Annotated in this window: 16 protein-coding genes; 6 read left to right on the forward strand and 10 right to left on the reverse strand. The window is 53.5% G+C overall.

The window, feature by feature from the left end:
• Positions 1–10: 10 nt before the first annotated feature.
• Positions 11–808: a cyclic nucleotide-binding domain-containing protein gene (locus ACJMNB_RS13675; RefSeq protein ID WP_405343427.1), complete on the reverse strand. Its 798-nt coding sequence runs from the start codon at positions 806–808 to the stop codon at positions 11–13.
• A gap of 3 nt (positions 809–811) precedes the next feature.
• Positions 812–1,972 carry an ABC transporter substrate-binding protein gene (locus ACJMNB_RS13680; RefSeq protein WP_405343429.1) on the reverse strand — a complete coding sequence of 387 codons (1,161 nt, stop codon included), beginning with the start codon at positions 1,970–1,972 and terminating at the stop codon, positions 812–814.
• A 138-nt stretch (positions 1,973–2,110) separates the two neighbouring features.
• On the opposite strand from ACJMNB_RS13680, the gene ACJMNB_RS13685 reads away from it, so the two are divergent.
• Positions 2,111–3,001 carry a hypothetical protein gene (locus ACJMNB_RS13685; protein WP_405343431.1) on the forward strand — a complete coding sequence of 297 codons (891 nt, stop codon included), beginning with the start codon at positions 2,111–2,113 and terminating at the stop codon, positions 2,999–3,001.
• A gap of 68 nt (positions 3,002–3,069) precedes the next feature.
• Here the strand turns inward: ACJMNB_RS13685 and ACJMNB_RS13690 are convergent, their stop codons facing one another.
• Together ACJMNB_RS13690 and ACJMNB_RS13695 are read right to left on the reverse strand one after the other, a co-directional pair.
• Positions 3,070–3,768 carry an NYN domain-containing protein gene (locus ACJMNB_RS13690; protein ID WP_405343433.1) on the reverse strand — a complete coding sequence of 233 codons (699 nt, stop codon included), beginning with the start codon at positions 3,766–3,768 and terminating at the stop codon, positions 3,070–3,072.
• A gap of 112 nt (positions 3,769–3,880) precedes the next feature.
• Entirely contained in the window at positions 3,881–4,822 is a 942-nt protein-coding gene (locus ACJMNB_RS13695; protein WP_405343435.1) for a tetratricopeptide repeat protein, read from the reverse strand.
• A gap of 484 nt (positions 4,823–5,306) precedes the next feature.
• On the opposite strand from ACJMNB_RS13695, the gene ACJMNB_RS13700 reads away from it, so the two are divergent.
• Positions 5,307–5,522: a hypothetical protein gene (locus ACJMNB_RS13700; RefSeq protein WP_163415415.1), complete on the forward strand. Its 216-nt coding sequence runs from the start codon at positions 5,307–5,309 to the stop codon at positions 5,520–5,522.
• A 78-nt stretch (positions 5,523–5,600) separates the two neighbouring features.
• Here ACJMNB_RS13700 and ACJMNB_RS13705 read toward each other — a convergent pair whose 3' ends face one another.
• Positions 5,601–7,394 carry a penicillin-binding protein activator gene (locus ACJMNB_RS13705; RefSeq protein WP_405343437.1) on the reverse strand — a complete coding sequence of 598 codons (1,794 nt, stop codon included), beginning with the start codon at positions 7,392–7,394 and terminating at the stop codon, positions 5,601–5,603.
• 1 nt (position 7,395) lies between these two features.
• Positions 7,396–7,710 carry a nucleotidyltransferase domain-containing protein gene (locus tag ACJMNB_RS13710; protein WP_163438485.1) on the reverse strand — a complete coding sequence of 105 codons (315 nt, stop codon included), beginning with the start codon at positions 7,708–7,710 and terminating at the stop codon, positions 7,396–7,398.
• Positions 7,711–7,760: 50 nt separating this feature from the next.
• Between ACJMNB_RS13710 and ACJMNB_RS13715 the strand changes: the two genes are divergently transcribed.
• A complete protein-coding gene (locus ACJMNB_RS13715; protein ID WP_405343439.1) occupies positions 7,761–8,999 on the forward strand; it encodes a metallophosphoesterase in 1,239 nt (412 codons plus the stop codon).
• Positions 9,000–9,058: 59 nt separating this feature from the next.
• On the opposite strand, the gene ACJMNB_RS13720 is transcribed toward ACJMNB_RS13715, so the two are convergent.
• Complete coding sequence (locus ACJMNB_RS13720) at positions 9,059–10,405, reverse strand: glycosyltransferase (RefSeq protein WP_405343441.1); 1,347 nt, start codon at positions 10,403–10,405, stop codon at positions 9,059–9,061.
• A 2-nt stretch (positions 10,406–10,407) separates the two neighbouring features.
• Entirely contained in the window at positions 10,408–10,866 is a 459-nt protein-coding gene (locus ACJMNB_RS13725) for a hypothetical protein (RefSeq protein WP_405343443.1), read from the reverse strand.
• 28 nt (positions 10,867–10,894) lie between these two features.
• Here ACJMNB_RS13725 and ACJMNB_RS13730 point away from each other — a divergent pair, with 28 nt between their 5' ends.
• Together ACJMNB_RS13730 and ACJMNB_RS13735 are read left to right on the forward strand one after the other, a co-directional pair.
• Positions 10,895–12,772, forward strand: a complete 1,878-nt coding sequence (locus ACJMNB_RS13730; protein ID WP_405343445.1) for a DUF4954 family protein — start codon at positions 10,895–10,897, stop codon at positions 12,770–12,772.
• A complete protein-coding gene (locus ACJMNB_RS13735; RefSeq protein WP_405343447.1) occupies positions 12,772–13,347 on the forward strand; it encodes a M48 family metalloprotease in 576 nt (191 codons plus the stop codon). Before ACJMNB_RS13730 ends, ACJMNB_RS13735 begins: the two co-directional genes overlap by 1 nt.
• A gap of 3 nt (positions 13,348–13,350) precedes the next feature.
• Here the strand turns inward: ACJMNB_RS13735 and ACJMNB_RS13740 are convergent, their stop codons facing one another.
• Positions 13,351–14,691, reverse strand: coding sequence for a sodium:solute symporter (locus tag ACJMNB_RS13740; protein ID WP_405343449.1), 1,341 nt, complete (start codon positions 14,689–14,691; stop codon positions 13,351–13,353).
• A 73-nt stretch (positions 14,692–14,764) separates the two neighbouring features.
• Here ACJMNB_RS13740 and ACJMNB_RS13745 point away from each other — a divergent pair, with 73 nt between their 5' ends.
• A complete protein-coding gene (locus ACJMNB_RS13745; protein WP_405343451.1) occupies positions 14,765–15,766 on the forward strand; it encodes a hypothetical protein in 1,002 nt (333 codons plus the stop codon).
• A 4-nt stretch (positions 15,767–15,770) separates the two neighbouring features.
• Here the strand turns inward: ACJMNB_RS13745 and ACJMNB_RS13750 are convergent, their stop codons facing one another.
• Positions 15,771–16,259: a hypothetical protein gene (locus tag ACJMNB_RS13750; protein ID WP_405343453.1), complete on the reverse strand. Its 489-nt coding sequence runs from the start codon at positions 16,257–16,259 to the stop codon at positions 15,771–15,773.
• Positions 16,260–16,269 lie beyond the last annotated feature (10 nt).

Below are 16,269 nucleotides of genomic sequence, written 5' to 3' on the forward strand. Positions count from 1 at the left end.
GTGTTAGCCCTTAATGGGCATTTTGTTTTTCATCAATATTTCTGAGCGCATCCAGAATGAGACTGGTGGTATCGGACATCTGGTTGATGTTCACGATATCCGGCATCAAGTGGGTATCCAGCTTGAACAGCGTCTCGTCGCCCCAAGAGAGCATCTTTTCCAATGCGTCTGGGCCTGCCAGTTTGCCACACTTGGCACAGCAGATACGACCGTCCTGGAAAGCAATAAAGCCCTTTTCGCCGTTACATTCGAACAACACCGTTCCCGTAACGCGGCTCTTTTCCATGGTCTGCGCAAAATCGATAAAGGGGAGCACCTTTGCAGAAGCAAGGAGCGAAAGCCTTTCGAATTCATCGAAGGCCTTGTTCTTTGCACGCAGGCGGTCGGCCACCACCTTGTAAAGGTACACCATGATGTTCGGGTTCTTGTCCAGGAACTTCACGAACTCGTCGCTAGGAATGTGGAGCACCGTGGCGCCATCTTCACCTGCGACAACAGTATTGCTGGTAGGCTCGTTACAGATAATGGACATTTCGCCAAAACAAGTACCCGCTTCTAACGTCGCAAGGGTATTGTAGTGGCCGTCGGCCAAAAGTTCACCGCAAATAAAAGCGCGACCGCTCTGCAACACGCAGAAGGAATCGCCAATAGACCCGCCATTGATAATGATTTCGCCCGAGTCATATTCGCGAATCTGGGCATTCAAAAGCAAATAATCGGCACAGTCCCTGGGCACCTGCTGCAAAAAGGGCGTCCCAAGTTCATAGTTGGCTGCAATCCAGTCACCAATACCTGTATGAGTTTTCATGGGCTAAAAGATAAAAATATTATGGTACCAATCAAAACCCGTTCGGCCAGAATCAGCCCCATTTGTTGACTTCTGTATACACCCCTTCAGATTTTGGAGCATTTCGGCAGGGTACGCCACCGCAGATTCGTAAAAATCGTTGCCGCCACCGGGGCCCTTTCGTCCGTCATTCTGGCACACCCGTCTGTCCTTGAAGGCCTTGATATGCTTTACGCGGGGTTCCGCAGCAAGCAATTCCTCCGGAGTCCCGAACATGCCGGGATTCACCCACACATCGGCGCTGTCGGCCACCTTCATGATTTCTTCCAACGTGAACTGAAGTTCCCGGCCGGTATCCGCCGCCCACAAGTAGCAGCCGCCCGCATCCTTGATAAGCCTTGCCGTATAGCTGTTTCCGCCCGGAGCATACCACACGCCGCCGTAGCTCATGCCCACCAACACACGGGGGCAGGCCTCCCCCTCGCTCGCACCTTGTTGCTCGCTACCCCCTCTAGCGGGGGACACCCCCGCAACTCCCCCGTTTGCAACCTGCAAATACGCATTCTTACTTTGTTCAAAAATTGAGTCCGCCAAGGCATCCACGCCGAACATCGTTCCGTACAACTTAATCCATTCCGCCTTGGCCAGGGGACCGTCCTCCTGCCATTCGGACGTAAGCATCAGCGGAAGCTTCAAGGCCTCGATCCGTTCGTAGTCGTCATGTCCGCCACCCGTGGCAAAGCTCATGACCAAGTCCGGCTGGAGCGCCACCAGATTTTCGAGAGAAATCGTAGAACCGCTCCCCACCTCGGCTACCTGGCCTGCGGCAACCCGGGCATACAGGGCGCTATCCGCGATATACTTACCCTCGCCCACGCCCACAATGCGGCCTTCAAGGCCAAGGCGCAGCATATAGCCAATCTGCGCCGACGAAAGGGCCACCACCTTCTGGGGCGCATCGCCCAAGGTAAATCGCTTTACCAGGGTGTCGCGACCCACAATGGAACGGATTTCGGCGACTTTCTCGCCGCAAAGCGTCCCCACCTTCAAATTCTTGCTGTATTCCAGGGCCGGCAGTTCCCCGCAATCGGCCGATTTCTTTTCAGGTTCGCCATTATTCCGGCAGGCGCCCAACAGTAACCCCGAAAACGCCAAAAGAACCCCCAAGGAGGCGTTGACGGCCATTTTTCCACAAAAATTCAACATTCTAAGTCCTGAAAAAGTGCGTAAATCGTTGATTTTTAACATCTTATGAAATTTTTTATGCCAAAAACCCAAAACATAATGTATTTTATATGCCGTATACTAGCAACGGAATCTTTTATGAAAACAAAGATAGCCTCTTTTTTGAGCATTGTCGCTCTCAGCTTGCTCACCTTCGCCACCAGCTCTTTCGCTGACGAAGAAGAAGGATTTTACGAAAAGGACCACGTCCGCGGGTTCATTTCAATTGGCGCCGACTACCGCGGCATGCGCAAGGAATTCCAGCGCTACGTGAACAGCACAGCCCTCGCCGACTACGGCCACCTGGTCGAAACCCCCGTCCAGAATAGCGAAGGCGGCTACGACACCCTGCTGGTGGAATACTACGGCACTCCCAGCTACAAGAAATTCAACGACTACTACCTCGGCATGCATGTCAACGTGGGTGCCCAGTACAAGCAGTTCCTGACCTGGTTCGACTTTAACTTCATGTGGCCCCAGGTATCCAAGCGCCCGCGTGACTACTACACCCCCACCGACATCGACGGCAACCGCTGCCCCAAGAGCTACGCCCTTTATGACGTGGAATGGTTCGCTTACGGTGCAGACTGGATGTTCGGCTGGAAGCTCTTTGGCGAAAACGCGCCCATCAACCTGATTCCGGCCGTGGGCTTCGGTTTCAACCTAATCAACTTCCACTTCGCCTCGAACTTCTCCGTTGCAGAAAAGGGCAACATCGAGAACAACGACATCATGCGCGACCGTTTCTACAGCACTCTCGCTACCACGGTCAACTCCGAACTTGAACTCCGCATCGAACTGGGTCGTCTCGCCGTCGGCGCCTACGGTGGCTACCGCTTCATCCGCTACAACGACCTCTCCATCGAAGACTTCGGCAAGGATTACGGTCCCCACGGAACCGACAACGTCGGCGATACTTACTTCCTGGGTCTCCGTTTGACTTGGTACTTCCTGTCTCAGTGGGAAAAGAAACAAGCCGATAAACTTTAATGACCGCTCGGCTCTATCGCATCAACAAGAATGTGAAACGCCCCGCACAAAGCGGGGCTTTTTTGTATCTAATTAAGGCGGCGAGGCGCTTGAGGATCGCGCCCCACCGCCACCTTTGGTCGAGGATTACGTCCTTTGTCAAAAGGGTGTTCACACTGAAAGAAAAATCCACGGGGAGCGCTCCCGTTCGGGTCCGTGTCCACGATCTTTTCCATGGCCACGTAATGGGCGCAGCTGCGCCTCAGGCACGAATCCGTTTTCCAGCGGACCTTGTACTTCGCCTTGGGGTAGACAAAATCCCAGCCCAGCACCAGCGTAGGCACCCCCATGAGCCTCAGCCTGTCCGGAAGCGGCGCATACTCCCCCTGGGTCGTCAAAAGCACCACCGCATCCAGCTTGCGGTACATGGCCATCAGCAAGGCGTCTTCCATCAGCGACAGGTTGGGCCCCACGTAACTCGTCTCTGCCGGGTTGTTGAAATGTACGCTGTAGCCGCATTCCATAAGGGTCTGTTCCAGCCGGAACACGCCCTCGCAATCCCGGGCGAATACATGGGGATCGCGATAAGGGTGGTAATAGTGGGACTCCATTTCCAGCTTACGGTAACGGTCCCCTTCGAAGTAACGAATCGCCTGCATCTCCACCCAGAGCCTTAGGCTCCTGAAATCCAGGCAGGAATGGAACCGGTGAACGTTGCGGTAGTAGTCGTTCACCTTCTTGAGCGTGTAACCATCTAGGAAAAATCCTATACGGAGCGGTCGCGGCATAGTACCTCCATCAAAAAGCGTGCCTCTTTATTAACACGCTTTTTTCGGGGTACCGGAGACCGATTTTAGATGTTAAATTTTCTATACAAAGTATTAAGCGCCCGTTTGGTCGTTAAATCAGCTTGCGCTTTTTCAAGTCGTCCATCAAGGAGCCCGGCATCCAGGACTTGAGCTCATTGTACTTCGGGTCATCCAGCTTCTTGCGCCAGGCTTCGGCTTTTTCCTTGTCGCCCTTGTCGTTGTAGATGCGAATCAAGTTCAACACCGAGCACCAGTAACGAATGCTCTTGCCCGTGCGCTTCAAATAGTCGGCGGCGCTCTTCTCGTAAATGTCGGCAGCCTCGCCATAGCGCTTCAGGCGGTAAAGCATGTCGGCCTTGATCTGCAACATGACCGGATGATTGGGAGCACGCTTGAGTCCGCGTTCTGCAAGCTTCAGGCCCGTCGCAAAGTCTTCCTTGTCGTAATGCATCCAGATAAGGGGCGTCAGGAACAAGGGCCAGAACCGTTCGGACTTTTGGGAGGCGCTGTCGAGAGTCGCAAGATAAAGCTCCCGGTTGTCCGACTTGAAGGGCACCCAGCTAAAGCTCTTGTCGATGTAGTAGGCGTAAATGGCGAAGAAGGCGCGGGCCTCCAGTTCCTTGGATTCCTCGAAGGCCTTCGCCGCCGAACGTGTCGTCATGGCTCCCTTTACCGAATGCCCCGTCTCGCCCTGCACGTAGCCTATTTCAAAACGGCGCAGTGCATCCCATAGACCATCAGTCTTGCAGGATTCCAGCAAAGTCCCTGCCTTCACGAGCGAAGCCGTATCTCCCTTGTCGTCATAGACGCTGATACGTACAACATTCTCAAGCACGCAACCCGCCCCTTCGTTCTGAGAGCGCAACTGCTTCGAAATCTCGAAGGCGTCGCCATAGCGGAGCGCCATGGTTGCCGAAGTGGCCTTGGACCAAAGTTCCGCCTGCTCCTTGGACAAAGACAGGGAAAGGGGTTCCCCGGCAAGGCAGGCAGCGACAAAGACAACAGAAATAATCAAAAAATTCCGCAAATACATCGGTCCAAAAATAGAAACTTCGCCTGCAAAAACCTCAAAAATGGATTGCTTCGCGGTGCTCGCAACGACGTTTTCTGTTGATAGATTATGGACAAAACACCTCAGTTCACGATTTATCCACAAAGAACGACCCCAATTCACCATATTTCGTTTTTATGTTTTCCTTATTTTTTAGTCCAAATTGGAATATCCGAAGGAGGCCTCCTCCAGGGTCACCCTATAGGCAATCAGGCACCATTTAACATGTTGACAGACAACAAATTACAAAAAGCCATTTCGAACAAAAGTGGCGAAATTTTGCAAATTTCCCAAAATTTAAGAAAAGTTTTCTTAATCCTTACATCATTTTTTGCTATTGCCTGGACGCCCAAAATTATCTATAACTGGTATGTAAGGTCAACAACTTATCAACATATAAACAACAGTCTATCTTGTTAAACTAGGGATTCGGGAAACCAAAAAGGAATAACACGACGGAGGTCTTATGAAACTTTTCCATAAAACATCTGCATTGTCATTCTACATGATCCACTCCGGCTTCATGGCATTCAAGACTCGCGTCAAGGAAGAGCTGGATGCTGCCGGGGGCGGGAACCTGGACGATCTCCTGGATGACGATAGCCTGCACGCCTACTACCGCAACGGGGATTCCCCGGACTACGTGGCCGCCTCGCTCTGCCCCACCTGCGAAGAAGACTAAGAATTTCTCTCCCTCCTAGAAACAATAAATTCCGCTGCGAATGCAGCGGAATTTATTTAATTCTAGTAATGCCGAACTTTACTTGGCGGGGCAGCCTTCAACGGTTTCGAACTTGCCCTTGTTCACTGTCACAATCTTGGTGTTCAAGTTCATGCCGCGCTTGAACTTGATATCGCCATATACGCCCTGGAAATTGGCGGTATTGTTAATCAAGTTCGTAAGGCTGTTCGGATTCTTGGCCATGGAACTGAAGACGATGTTTGCGGCATCGTAGCTGAGCCCGCTCACCTTGTCTTCGCCCGGTTCGGCACCCCAACGTTCCTTGAAGTCGCTCACGAACTTCTTGAGGTTGTCGTTGTTGCCGCCCATGTCCATGGCGGGCACACTAAAGTAGGAGCTGTCCACCTGGCGCTTGCCCTGGATCAGGAGTTCGCGGCCGTACCAGCCGGAGGCGCCCAACAACACGCCAGAAATCTTGTTGAAGGCCACCTGGCCAGCCATAAGGCCGGCGTCGCCCGGATTTGTCGCCGGAATAAAGATGCCCGGAATGTTGAAGGTAGAATCCTGCATGTAGAAGCGGCGTTCCTTGGCATTCACGGCATCCAGGTCATTTGCCCCGCGGGCAATGTTCTGACGGCGGTTCAGCTGCTTGAAACGCACATCGCGGAGCAGGCTGAATTCGGTCTTGTAGTCGGGGCGGCCTTCTTCGTAGTTACGGAAGGCGATCACGCTTGCGCCGCGGCGTTCCACAGCCGTAGTAAAGCTCTGGGACATGGAGGCGCCATAGCCACCCAAGGGGCTGAGGACGGCGAATTCGCGGATGTTCAAGCACTTGGTGGCAAAGTCGGCAATGCTCTTGGCCAGGTTATCCATAGTGATGTTCACCTGGAAAATATTCGGGCCCATCTTGGCGATACCGTCGTCGGTAGCCGTCGGGGTAAGCATCGGGATATTCTGGAAGTTGCTTCCGAGCCAGGCGGCCACGGTGGCGGCCGGGGCACTCATGATGGGGCCGATAACCGCAACAATGCTATCCTGGTTAATGGCCTGCTGGGTACGGAGGAGCGCTTGGGCGGCGTCAGCACGGGTGTCGGCCACGCGCAGGTTCACCTTGCCCTTGAGTCCGGCCTTTTCGTGGGCGAGAATCACGCCCTGAATGGCCGCCGCACCGAATTCGGCGAAGTCGCCCGAAAGGGGGGCGAGCACAAGAACCGTCGGCATACCGGCGCCGCGGTCTTCCAAGGATTCAAGACCCTTTTCGGCAGTGCTGGAGAGGTTTTCGGCCACCCCGCCTGCCACAACCTTCTTGTACCAATAGCGGGCAGCCTTGTAACGCTTGGAGTTCTGGCATTCGCGGCCGATCTGCAGCTGCAGCCAGCCCACAATGTCCTTGTCCACCGGGTACTTTTCCAAAAGGGCCTGCAGCTGGTCAGCCGTCAACAGCGAAGCGGCCAGCGTCTGGATGGCCACATCCTTGGTGCGGCTGCGGGCAGCCGGGTTCTTGGAGTAGGCCAGAATGCGGAGCATGGCTTCTACACCTTCATAGACGTTGCCCTTTTCCACCATCACGATGGCGTTGGCCAGTTCCATGCGTTCGCGATACACCGTGTTCACGTAGTATTCCAGGAAGCGGGAAGAAAGCTTCAGGGCCTCGTCACGCTTGTGTTCGCGCAGGTAGCATTCCGTGAGCATCACGGCGGCCTTCTCGCCGGAGGACTTACGGAAGCTGGACTTGTAGACTTTCTGGAGGGGAGCAATGGCTTCGGCGCACTGCCCGTTCTGGATTAAATTCTTTGCCTCACGAATTTCGTCCTGGGCAAAAGCGGAAGCGGCAAGCATTGCCACCAAAGCAAAAGGTAAAAGACGTTTCATACTAGGATTCCGCAGCGGCTTGAACCACATCGTGTTCTTTCTTGATTTGTTTTTGGAGAGATTCAGGGAGTTTAGCCCAGTCCATGACATCGACCCGGAACGGAAGCCCGCTATCCACAAACGCCTTTTCCACAGCGGTCATGGCTTCGAAAGAAAGGGGGCTTTCAGAAATAACCACCAGTTCCAGTTCCGTATCGGGAGTGAGATCCACTCCCGTAACACGGGCTCCATGCGCCCAAACTTCCAGCCCCTCAAAATGAAGAGCCAGAATCCTCTGGACCTTTTCCAAATGATCAGATTCAATACATAAAGCCATACGGGGTCAAATATAGTTAAACTCCCAAATAGATTTGCTATTATTAACACATGATTGCATTCCTATTCATACTGCTTGCCGCCCTTGTGCTCATCTACGTCAACGTAAGTTCTACAGCCAAGGGCAAAATCGGGAAAATTATCGGTGCCGCCGTCTTATTCCTCATTTTTATAGGCATGTTTTTCAGGGACACTTTTTTGGGAAGTTGCCTTGTCACCTTTTTTGCAGTCTGGATTCCAAACGCACTAATTCTTTACATTCCCTGGACCCTCTATAGAATCGGCTACTATCTTACCCAGCCCCACCACCTGAGCCGTCACAAGGTCCGCCGCGTAGGCCGCTGGCTTGCGGGAATAACCGCCGGCGTAGCCTTTGCATTCATGGCATACGGAATTCCGCACAACGACGAATACAAAACCAACTTGCTCACCATCGATTTGCCGAGCCAGTACACCGAAAGCTTTACGGCCGTATTCTTTAGCGACATTCATGTGGATCCCCTGTTCAACGCCAAGAAACTGGGCCGCTTTATTGCGCAGGTCGATTCCATTAAACCCGACTACCTGTTGTTCGGTGGCGACCTGGCCGATATCTCGACCGAAAAGATGGACCGCTACGGCTACGATATTTTGTTCAAAAAATTGACCGACGGCGCGAAAGTGGCGGCAGTCGCCATCAACGGCAATCACGAATCCATGCTGGAACGTTCGGGTTCTAATCCCAACGAATGGATGCGCAAGGTGGGCTTTGTGGTGCTCGACGATTCCACCGCCTGCCTGGGCAACGCCTGCTTTACGGGCCGCACCGACTTCATGGTCGCCCGCGGCAGGGACGCCGAACGCAAGCCCCTTAGTGAACTCATTCCAGATTCTATAAAGATTATGGAACACCCCAAGGATTCCACGGTCACGACTACCGCAATCGCACAAAATGTAACGCAAGATTCCACCGCAGATTCGGCAGCCGTCGCTACCGTTACCTACGACACCCTGGTCTTGCACCGTCCCTGGATTTTGATGGACCACCAGCCCAAGGGAATCGAAAAAACTCATGCAGGCAGGCTCCCGGACTTCGCCCTTTCGGGCCATACGCATGATGGCCAGTTCTTCCCGGTCACCTTCATTATCGACTACGTGTGGAAACTCGCCTATGGCAAGGGAGCGCTCGGCGGAGTGCTTTGGCTCGTGAGTTCCGGCTTTGATTGCTGGGGCCCGCCGGTACGCGTAGGATCTGATTCCGAAATCTGGGTGATTAAATTCAAGGCAAAAGAAAAGACTGAAGCCAATTAACAAAAAAGCGCCGCTAAGCGGCGTTTTTTATGCAGAAGATTTCTGCAATTTTTGGAAAATTAAAGAAGCCTGTTGTAAACGGCGATCTGGCGTTCGATAATGCCGTCCCAGGTAAAGCATTCGGCGATGTGCTTCTGGGAGCCGGCGAGCAGGTGCTCTACGAGCTCGGGCTCGGCGGCGAGGCGCTTGTAGGCGCTTGCGAGGGCCTGGGGGTCTTTTTCGGGAACGAGGATTCCCGATACGCCATCGATAACCACATCGGGGATACCGCCCACATTGCTTGCGACAATCGGGAGGCCGAGTTCCATGGCTTCGATAAGGACGACGCCAAGGCCCTCGGTATCACCCTTGCTGTCGACAATTGCCGGGAGCGTGAAGACATTTGCAGTCTTGTATTCGTTGGCGAGCGCTTCGGGCGAAAGCTTTCCGGTGAAAATGATTTCGGCAGCATCCGGATTGGATTGCTTCACTTCGTTCGCAATGACGTGCAACTGTTCGGTGAGATCGCCGACACCGACGATTCGGATTTCAAACTGGTCGCGGGGCAGGTACTTGGCCGCTTCAATCAGGTAGCAGATACCCTTGCGTTCAATATGGCGCCCGACGAACAAGATTTTGAACTTGTGATTATCGCTTCGCGATAATACCAAATGCTGGTCTCGGTCATGTCCAAGCGAGCTTGTCCGCGACTCTCGACCTACGCATTTGTCGTTTACTTCATGCGGCGTGGGGCGTTGCGGGGATACTTCCCCGCTAGAGGGGGTAGTGGATGCCGCATTAGCGGCAGAAACGAGGGGGAGGCTTCCCCCTTCCAACGTAGTTCCGTAGGGGCTCCATTCGACTTCCACATTGCGGAGCGCCTTGATTTTGCTTGCGGTAAAGCTGGAGTTCGCGAACACGGCCTGGGCCTGGCTAATGGCAAATTTAAGGAGCGGGCGCACCCATTTCTTTTTGCGGATGAGCAGGAGTTCTGCACCGTGGAAGTTCAGCACCAGCGGGATTTTGAACAACTTAGCGGCACCCAGCGCAATGTAGGCATGGGGAAACGGCCAGTGCGCATGAATGATGTCTGGCTTGAACTTGTGGCAGATTTTAATGCACTTGAAAAATCCGCTGATGATGTAGGGAATCGCAAGCAGCTGAAGCCAGGGCTTATTTGCCATCTTGCTGGGAGCGCCTTCTTCGTGGGTCAGGAATTCCCAGGAGGCGGGCGCGTAGCGAAAACGGTTCACCCTGACGCCATCGATTTCGTGACTTTTTAAACCCTTGTAGGAGGGGGCCAAAACTTGTATGTCCAGGCCAGCTTTTTTAAGGTGCGCAATGGAAGTACGCAACCAGGGGACTTCGGCGTCTTCGTGGAAACGCGGATAAACCGAACCGATGACAAGGACCTTGGAGACAGCCATAACTATATAGCGGCGGTAGCCTGGGGCGTCAGGTTCTGTATACAGGCCGGATAAAGAATGGGCTTCACTGTCTTGTCCAGAACTTCACTGATCTTTTCGAGATTGGTGCCTGCGGACTTCTGCTCAATGCGGCCCTTGATGCGCTGCCAGCCATCCAGCTTGGAATCCAGCAGCAACATTCCCAGCCCCGATTCATGTTCCAGGAACCCGATAATGTCGCTACCGCGGCTACCGCTGTTCAGCACCGAGAAAAAAGAATTCCAGAACTGGATAAAGCTCCCCTCGTCGGAAAGCTCTCTTTTCAATGTTTCAAAATCAAATTCAAGATATACGAAGGAGCTATCATCCTCATCGCTGCGGATAATTTCTTCTTGACAACGCCTTTCAAAGATCTCTTCGGTATAGATAGAGATGTTATACTTGTGTTTTCGTATCAAATTAAAGAGGAGCTCTTTCATCATCGCCCCAAATTTAGGCTATTTTTATGCCATGCAACGACTGTTAAAATTGAAAAAAGCGCTCAAGAACAGCATTTTGGCGACCTCCGTTGAAAATTTCAAGGGAATCAGGTCCGGAACCGCGAAATACCGCCACCTGACCGAAGACGAAATTCAGATTCTTGAAAAGAACGGTAACCGCTCCGAATCCTGGGACAAGGTGATGGTCGAACCCGACTTTGACCCGAACCGGATCAACCGTTCCTCGTTCATGGGCGAAGTCTACTTGCCGAAATTTTTCGGGACGCTGCTCTTGCCGGGCGACGTGTCGTTCCCCACAGGCATCTACGACAGTCTTGTACACAATTGCTTTATCGAAAACGCGCTGGTCCACAAGGTGGCCATGTTGAGCAACATCCTGGTGCGCAGCAGTGCGGTGATCCAGAACGTGGGTTCCATTATCAGTAGCGGAAAGATCAGCTACATGATCGGGAACACCATGCACGTGGGTAACGAAATGGGCGGACGCAATGTCGCCGTGTTCCCCGAAATTACCATGGAACTTGTAGAAGCGCAACTCTTCCACAAGCCGGAACCCGAAGTCGCAGCAGCCTTTGACGAACAGCTGAAGGCCTACCGTGAAGAAACCGCCTTCCCCTTTGGCGTGGTGGGCAAGGGTGCCGTGGTCTGCAACACCAACATTATTCGTAATAGCTGGATTGGCGCCCACGCACGCATTGAAGGCGCCGAAAAAATCCGCAACTCCGTGGTGCTTTCGTCCCTGGAAGAACCCAGCCACGTTTACGATTCCGTGATTCTCGAAAACTCCAACGTGCAGAAGTCGGTGACCATTCATACCGGTGCCGAAGTGCAGGGCTCCGTACTCATGAGCCGTACCACTGTCGCCTGCAAGGCAATCGTGAAGTCCTCGATTATTGCGCCGTGCTGCCACATTGAAGAAGGCGAAGTGAACAGTTCCTATATGGGCCCCATGACCCAAATGCACCACCACTCCCTTCTAATAGCGGCCCTCTGGCCCGACGGATGCGGCAACCTGGGTTACGGCGCCAACGTGGGCAGCAACCATACCGGACGCATGCCCGACCAAGAAGTGATGCCCGGACAAGGAATGTTCTTCGGCCTTGGCGTGAACATCAAGTTCCCCGCCAACTACCGCGAATCGCCCTTTACCCTGATTGCCACGGGGCTTACCACGCTCCCGCAGCGCGTCAAATTCCCCTTCTCCCTAATTCGCCCGGGAGACCCGCAACTGGTCGGTGTCGCTCCGCGCCTGAACGAAATTGTGCCGGGCTGGAATTACGCCCGCAACGCCTACGCACTGGACCGCAACCTTTACAAGTATTCCCTGCGCGGCAAGGGCATGGTGCCCTCGGCATTCTACAGCATTTTCAACCCGGATACGGTACGTTACGTTTGCGATGCCTACCAGCGTTTGCAGGTGACAGCAATCCGCGACATTTACACCAAGGAACAAATTGACGGCTTGGGCGAAAACTTCATGCGCGAACGTATTCGTCAGCAAGCAATCAAGACTTACCAGGAATACCTGGAACGTTACGTTCTTGAACAAATTATCACGCTGGTTGTAACCGATCCCAATTTGCAGACGCAGCCCGTCAAGGAACTGCGCCGCATAGCCACAAACGACATCAACAAAGATGCCATTCGCATGGTCTCCCTGCCCGAAACCTTCGACGAACTGCTCAAGCGTTACCGCCAGCTGGAAAAAGACTGGTTCGAACGCGTGACCCACGGGCTGGACAAGGACAACGAACGGGGCCGCCAGATTTTCGACGACTACGACGACGCCCACCCCATCGACAAGGGATTTTCCGAATGGGAAAAGGCCCGAGTCGAAGAGAAGCTGCGCCGTCTGAATTCCATCGCCAAGACGAATAAGCCTGAATAATGTCTCCCTGGCTTTTACTCGGAACGTTCCTCGTTGTTGAATTTGCGGCACGCCTGGTGCTTGAAATTCGCGAACGCAGGCTTACCCAAATGCCGGGTGGAATTTTCGCCGTACTGCGGCTGATTCCCCTGGCTAACGACATCGTACCGCTGCCGGAGAACAGAAAGACTCCCACCGAAAACGAATTCGTGAAAAAACACGAAGAAGGCCACAAGGAACTGCGCCACAGCATTTTGCGGAACCTGGCCAAAGTGGCATTGCTGCTTTTGGCCGTATGGCTCTTCGCCTTTTTGCTGGCAAGCCACGGCATGTCCCTTATACAGTCTGTCCTTTGGCTGCACCTGGCAGCAATTCCATTCCGCATCATTTTTCACTTGTACTGCTGGCACCAGGAATACGAAGCTGACCGCTACGCCTTCGAAAAGCTCGGCAAGAAAGTGGCCAAGGCCGCCATGCGCGATCTTGCCGAATGCGAAATTCCCTATACGAAATTATTCGCGGTGGTTTACCGCGAACATCCGACTGTCGCCATACGCAGTCAAAAGATTCTGAACAAAGAGATTAAGGCCGCCTAAACCTTATTGAGCCTTGCGGCCCAAGGCAAGGATAATTCCGTTCACGGCAAAAGCCGCAATCAGCAAGATGTCCCCGGTGTGGGCTCCCAGCGCCCCTGCGGGGCAAAGCTTACCGGCAAGGGCGAGAAGACCGCCTGCAATAATGGCAGCGCCCACGAACTTGGGCTTTGCCTTAAGGCCCAAAAGTCCCCACAGAACAGGAACGGTGAACGCTCCGGCATAAACCGCAAGGGCCAAAAGCAATGTGCCGATAATGTCGGTAAACACCAGCGCAAACAGCAAGGCAACCATCCCGTTCATAAGGATAAGGAATCGTGCCAGGAGCAAAGAAGGCTTGCGGCAGAAACCGTTAATGATGACGGAACTGCTCAAGAGAGTGGTATCGGCACTGCTGAGGACTACGCTCAATAACGCCAGCGCAAACAGCGGAATCAAGGCCGGCGGAAGAACTGCATTTGCTATAGCCGTAATGCGGGCGCCCTGAACGTTTTCAAGCCCCACACCGAAAACGGCCAGGAATCCGATAATGAAGGCAACAGGAATCAGCGTGCAAGCCGCCATGGCAATGGCCTTCTTGGCAGTAGCAGTATCCTTGGCGCAGAACATGCGGCTATAAATGTCGGGGCCCGCCGTATAGGTAGTGCCATAGGTCAGAATCAGCAAGAACAAGTCGAGAGGAGAGAAGTTTTGGTTGAATGGGAATTCAGGCGCCCCCTGCAAAATCGTCGAAAGAGAAGATGCAGCGGGAGTCGCACCAGAAGCACCACCGAATAGCGCAAAACCTGCAAGCAGGACAAGTCCCAAAATAATGAGGCAGGCCTGCATAAAGTCGGTGCGCAAAATCGAAAGCTGGCCGCCTGCAAGAGTGTAGCCCGTAAACACCGCCGCCGAAACAATGGCCGCCGTCGTGTAGCTCATGGACGTAAAGGTCATGAGCAACTTTGCCGCCGCAATAATTTGCGCCGCCACAATGCCCGTCCATGCCACCGGAATCACCACGGACGCTACCACTCGCGGGCCTTTGCCGTACAGGTTTTCCACCAAGTCCGGTAGCGAATATTTGCCATGACTATAGGCACGCCCCGCAAAAGGAATCAACGCCAAAAGCCCGAGAGCTCCCACCAGCATAAACCAGCTGGCGGCCCCGCCGAGCCTAGCGCCGCTATCGACGGCGCCAATCACGGCCGACCCGCCCAAGATCGTCGCCACGAGACTTCCGGCAACCGCTTTCGCAGAAGCCGCCTTGCGTGCCACGAAGAAATCGGGAATGTCCTTTACGCGCCACGCACTACGCAAGGCAATAAACACTAAAACAACGAGATAAGCAATTAAAGCGTAGGTCATGAGGATTCCTAAAACCTTTAAAAAACGGCCTTAAAGATACAAATTTTGTATATTCTTTTGCACAGAGGTTTTTATGTCTCGATTCTTTGGTTTATTCGCATCTGTTTTTACTGTAATCGCATTTTATGCCACAAGCGCACTCGCCTTCGACGTATCCGTCAAGGCTAACGTAGATAACGCCCAAGTGTTCGTGGGCGACATGTTCAATTACGAAATCCAGGTGGTGGCCCCCGAAAACGCCATCGTAGACTTGCCCAGCTTCGTAGGCAATCTCGGCAGTTTCGAAGTCAAGGAAATGAAGAACGAAAAGGTGACCGAGGGCATGCCCAAGGGTACCGCCAAGTTCACCTGGCTTGCAACGCTCAATACCTTCGTAAGCGGCGACTTCTTGATTGCCCCGCAGCAAGTGAACGCCGTGGTCGGTAGCGACACCGTCAAGGTAAGCACCGACCCAGTAGCCGTCAAGGTTTCTACCCGCACCACCGGCGAAGAAGACGACATCCTCGAAGTAGAAGACCCGATGGACGACCCGCGACTCCCGCAATGGCTCTACATCGTGCTAATTGTGGTAGGTGTCGCCCTGCTGGTGTTCCTCGGCTGGTTCCTGCATAAAAAATTTGCGAAGGCAGGGGCCGCCCCGAGACTTCCGCCCTATGAAGAAGCGGTGCTCGCCCTCAAGGAACTGCGCCAGAAGAATTACCTCGCCGAAGGCAACCAGGGCGACTACTTCATGGCTCTGGGCTTCATTGCACGCCGCTATATCGAGCGCCGTTTCGAAGTCGACATTCTGGATGCTACCGTGGCCGAACTCAAGCAGCGTATGGCCCACGTGGCAGGCCTTCCGCAGGCCTACAAGGAATCGGTCGTGACGCTCGCCGTCGAAACCGAACCGGTGAAATTCGCCAAGATGAAACTCGAAGGCGAACGCTGCCGTTTCTGGGACGAATGGGCCGACCGCCTCTTGGAAGATACAAAGCCCACTCCTGAAGAGGAGCAGGCTAAGAAAGAAGCTCTCAAGGCAGCCGTGCAAACCGTAAAGGCTGAACGCGCCAAGGCTTCGAAAAAGAACTCGTAAGTAACTACGAGTTTCCCTTCAAGATTTCTTCGATATCGCTACGGCTCAAATAGAGCCGTTCGTTCAATGCGTTTGCAATTCCGCAAAGGGACTTGCGGCAGGCCATCAGAATGTTAAAATCCTGCTCCACCACGCTGGTTTCCGCCAGCTGAAAGTAATAGCAGGCCGCCTGAAAGCGCTGGTAATCCGGATCGCTCTTGTAAAGCTCCGCCGGCAAATCCTTCATGACCGTATCCAGGTCGCAAGCGAAATCCTTGCGCATCAGGAATTCCGCCAAGTGCCCCGCCATGGCGATGTGGGCATCGCCTTCCAGCTCGCTTCCAGCAATGTGGGTAATGCCCGGACGTTCCTTGGACATGTCCATCTTCACGTATTCCAGCGGGCGCTTGAACAGATACGCAATCAGGGCGTGCCCCGCCTCATGATTGCACAACTTCTTGAATTCTTCTTCACCGAAGAATTCCACCATGGATTCACGATTTAATTCTGACATTGTGTAAGCC

It is taken from the genome of Fibrobacter sp. (assembly GCF_045131395.1).
Taxonomy (GTDB): domain Bacteria; phylum Fibrobacterota; class Fibrobacteria; order Fibrobacterales; family Fibrobacteraceae; genus Fibrobacter.

Excerpts from the sequence above, each read along its gene's own strand:
- ACJMNB_RS13705 (WP_405343437.1), bottom strand. The coding sequence starts at position 7,394 with ATGAAACGTCTTTTACCTTTTGCTTTGGTGGCAATGCTTGCCGCTTCC.
- ACJMNB_RS13735 (WP_405343447.1), top strand. The coding sequence starts at position 12,772 with ATGTCTCCCTGGCTTTTACTCGGAACGTTCCTCGTTGTTGAATTTGCG.
- ACJMNB_RS13720 (WP_405343441.1), bottom strand. The coding sequence starts at position 10,405 with ATGGCTGTCTCCAAGGTCCTTGTCATCGGTTCGGTTTATCCGCGTTTC.
- ACJMNB_RS13695 (WP_405343435.1), bottom strand. The coding sequence starts at position 4,822 with ATGTATTTGCGGAATTTTTTGATTATTTCTGTTGTCTTTGTCGCTGCC.
- ACJMNB_RS13725 (WP_405343443.1), bottom strand. The coding sequence starts at position 10,866 with ATGATGAAAGAGCTCCTCTTTAATTTGATACGAAAACACAAGTATAAC.
- ACJMNB_RS13685 (WP_405343431.1), top strand. The coding sequence starts at position 2,111 with ATGAAAACAAAGATAGCCTCTTTTTTGAGCATTGTCGCTCTCAGCTTG.
- ACJMNB_RS13715 (WP_405343439.1), top strand. The coding sequence starts at position 7,761 with ATGATTGCATTCCTATTCATACTGCTTGCCGCCCTTGTGCTCATCTAC.
- ACJMNB_RS13690 (WP_405343433.1), bottom strand. The coding sequence starts at position 3,768 with ATGCCGCGACCGCTCCGTATAGGATTTTTCCTAGATGGTTACACGCTC.
- ACJMNB_RS13675 (WP_405343427.1), bottom strand. The coding sequence starts at position 808 with ATGAAAACTCATACAGGTATTGGTGACTGGATTGCAGCCAACTATGAA.
- ACJMNB_RS13700 (WP_163415415.1), top strand. The coding sequence starts at position 5,307 with ATGAAACTTTTCCATAAAACATCTGCATTGTCATTCTACATGATCCAC.
- ACJMNB_RS13750 (WP_405343453.1), bottom strand. The coding sequence starts at position 16,259 with ATGTCAGAATTAAATCGTGAATCCATGGTGGAATTCTTCGGTGAAGAA.
- ACJMNB_RS13730 (WP_405343445.1), top strand. The coding sequence starts at position 10,895 with ATGCAACGACTGTTAAAATTGAAAAAAGCGCTCAAGAACAGCATTTTG.
- ACJMNB_RS13710 (WP_163438485.1), bottom strand. The coding sequence starts at position 7,710 with ATGGCTTTATGTATTGAATCTGATCATTTGGAAAAGGTCCAGAGGATT.
- ACJMNB_RS13680 (WP_405343429.1), bottom strand. The coding sequence starts at position 1,972 with ATGGCCGTCAACGCCTCCTTGGGGGTTCTTTTGGCGTTTTCGGGGTTA.
- ACJMNB_RS13745 (WP_405343451.1), top strand. The coding sequence starts at position 14,765 with ATGTCTCGATTCTTTGGTTTATTCGCATCTGTTTTTACTGTAATCGCA.
- ACJMNB_RS13740 (WP_405343449.1), bottom strand. The coding sequence starts at position 14,691 with ATGACCTACGCTTTAATTGCTTATCTCGTTGTTTTAGTGTTTATTGCC.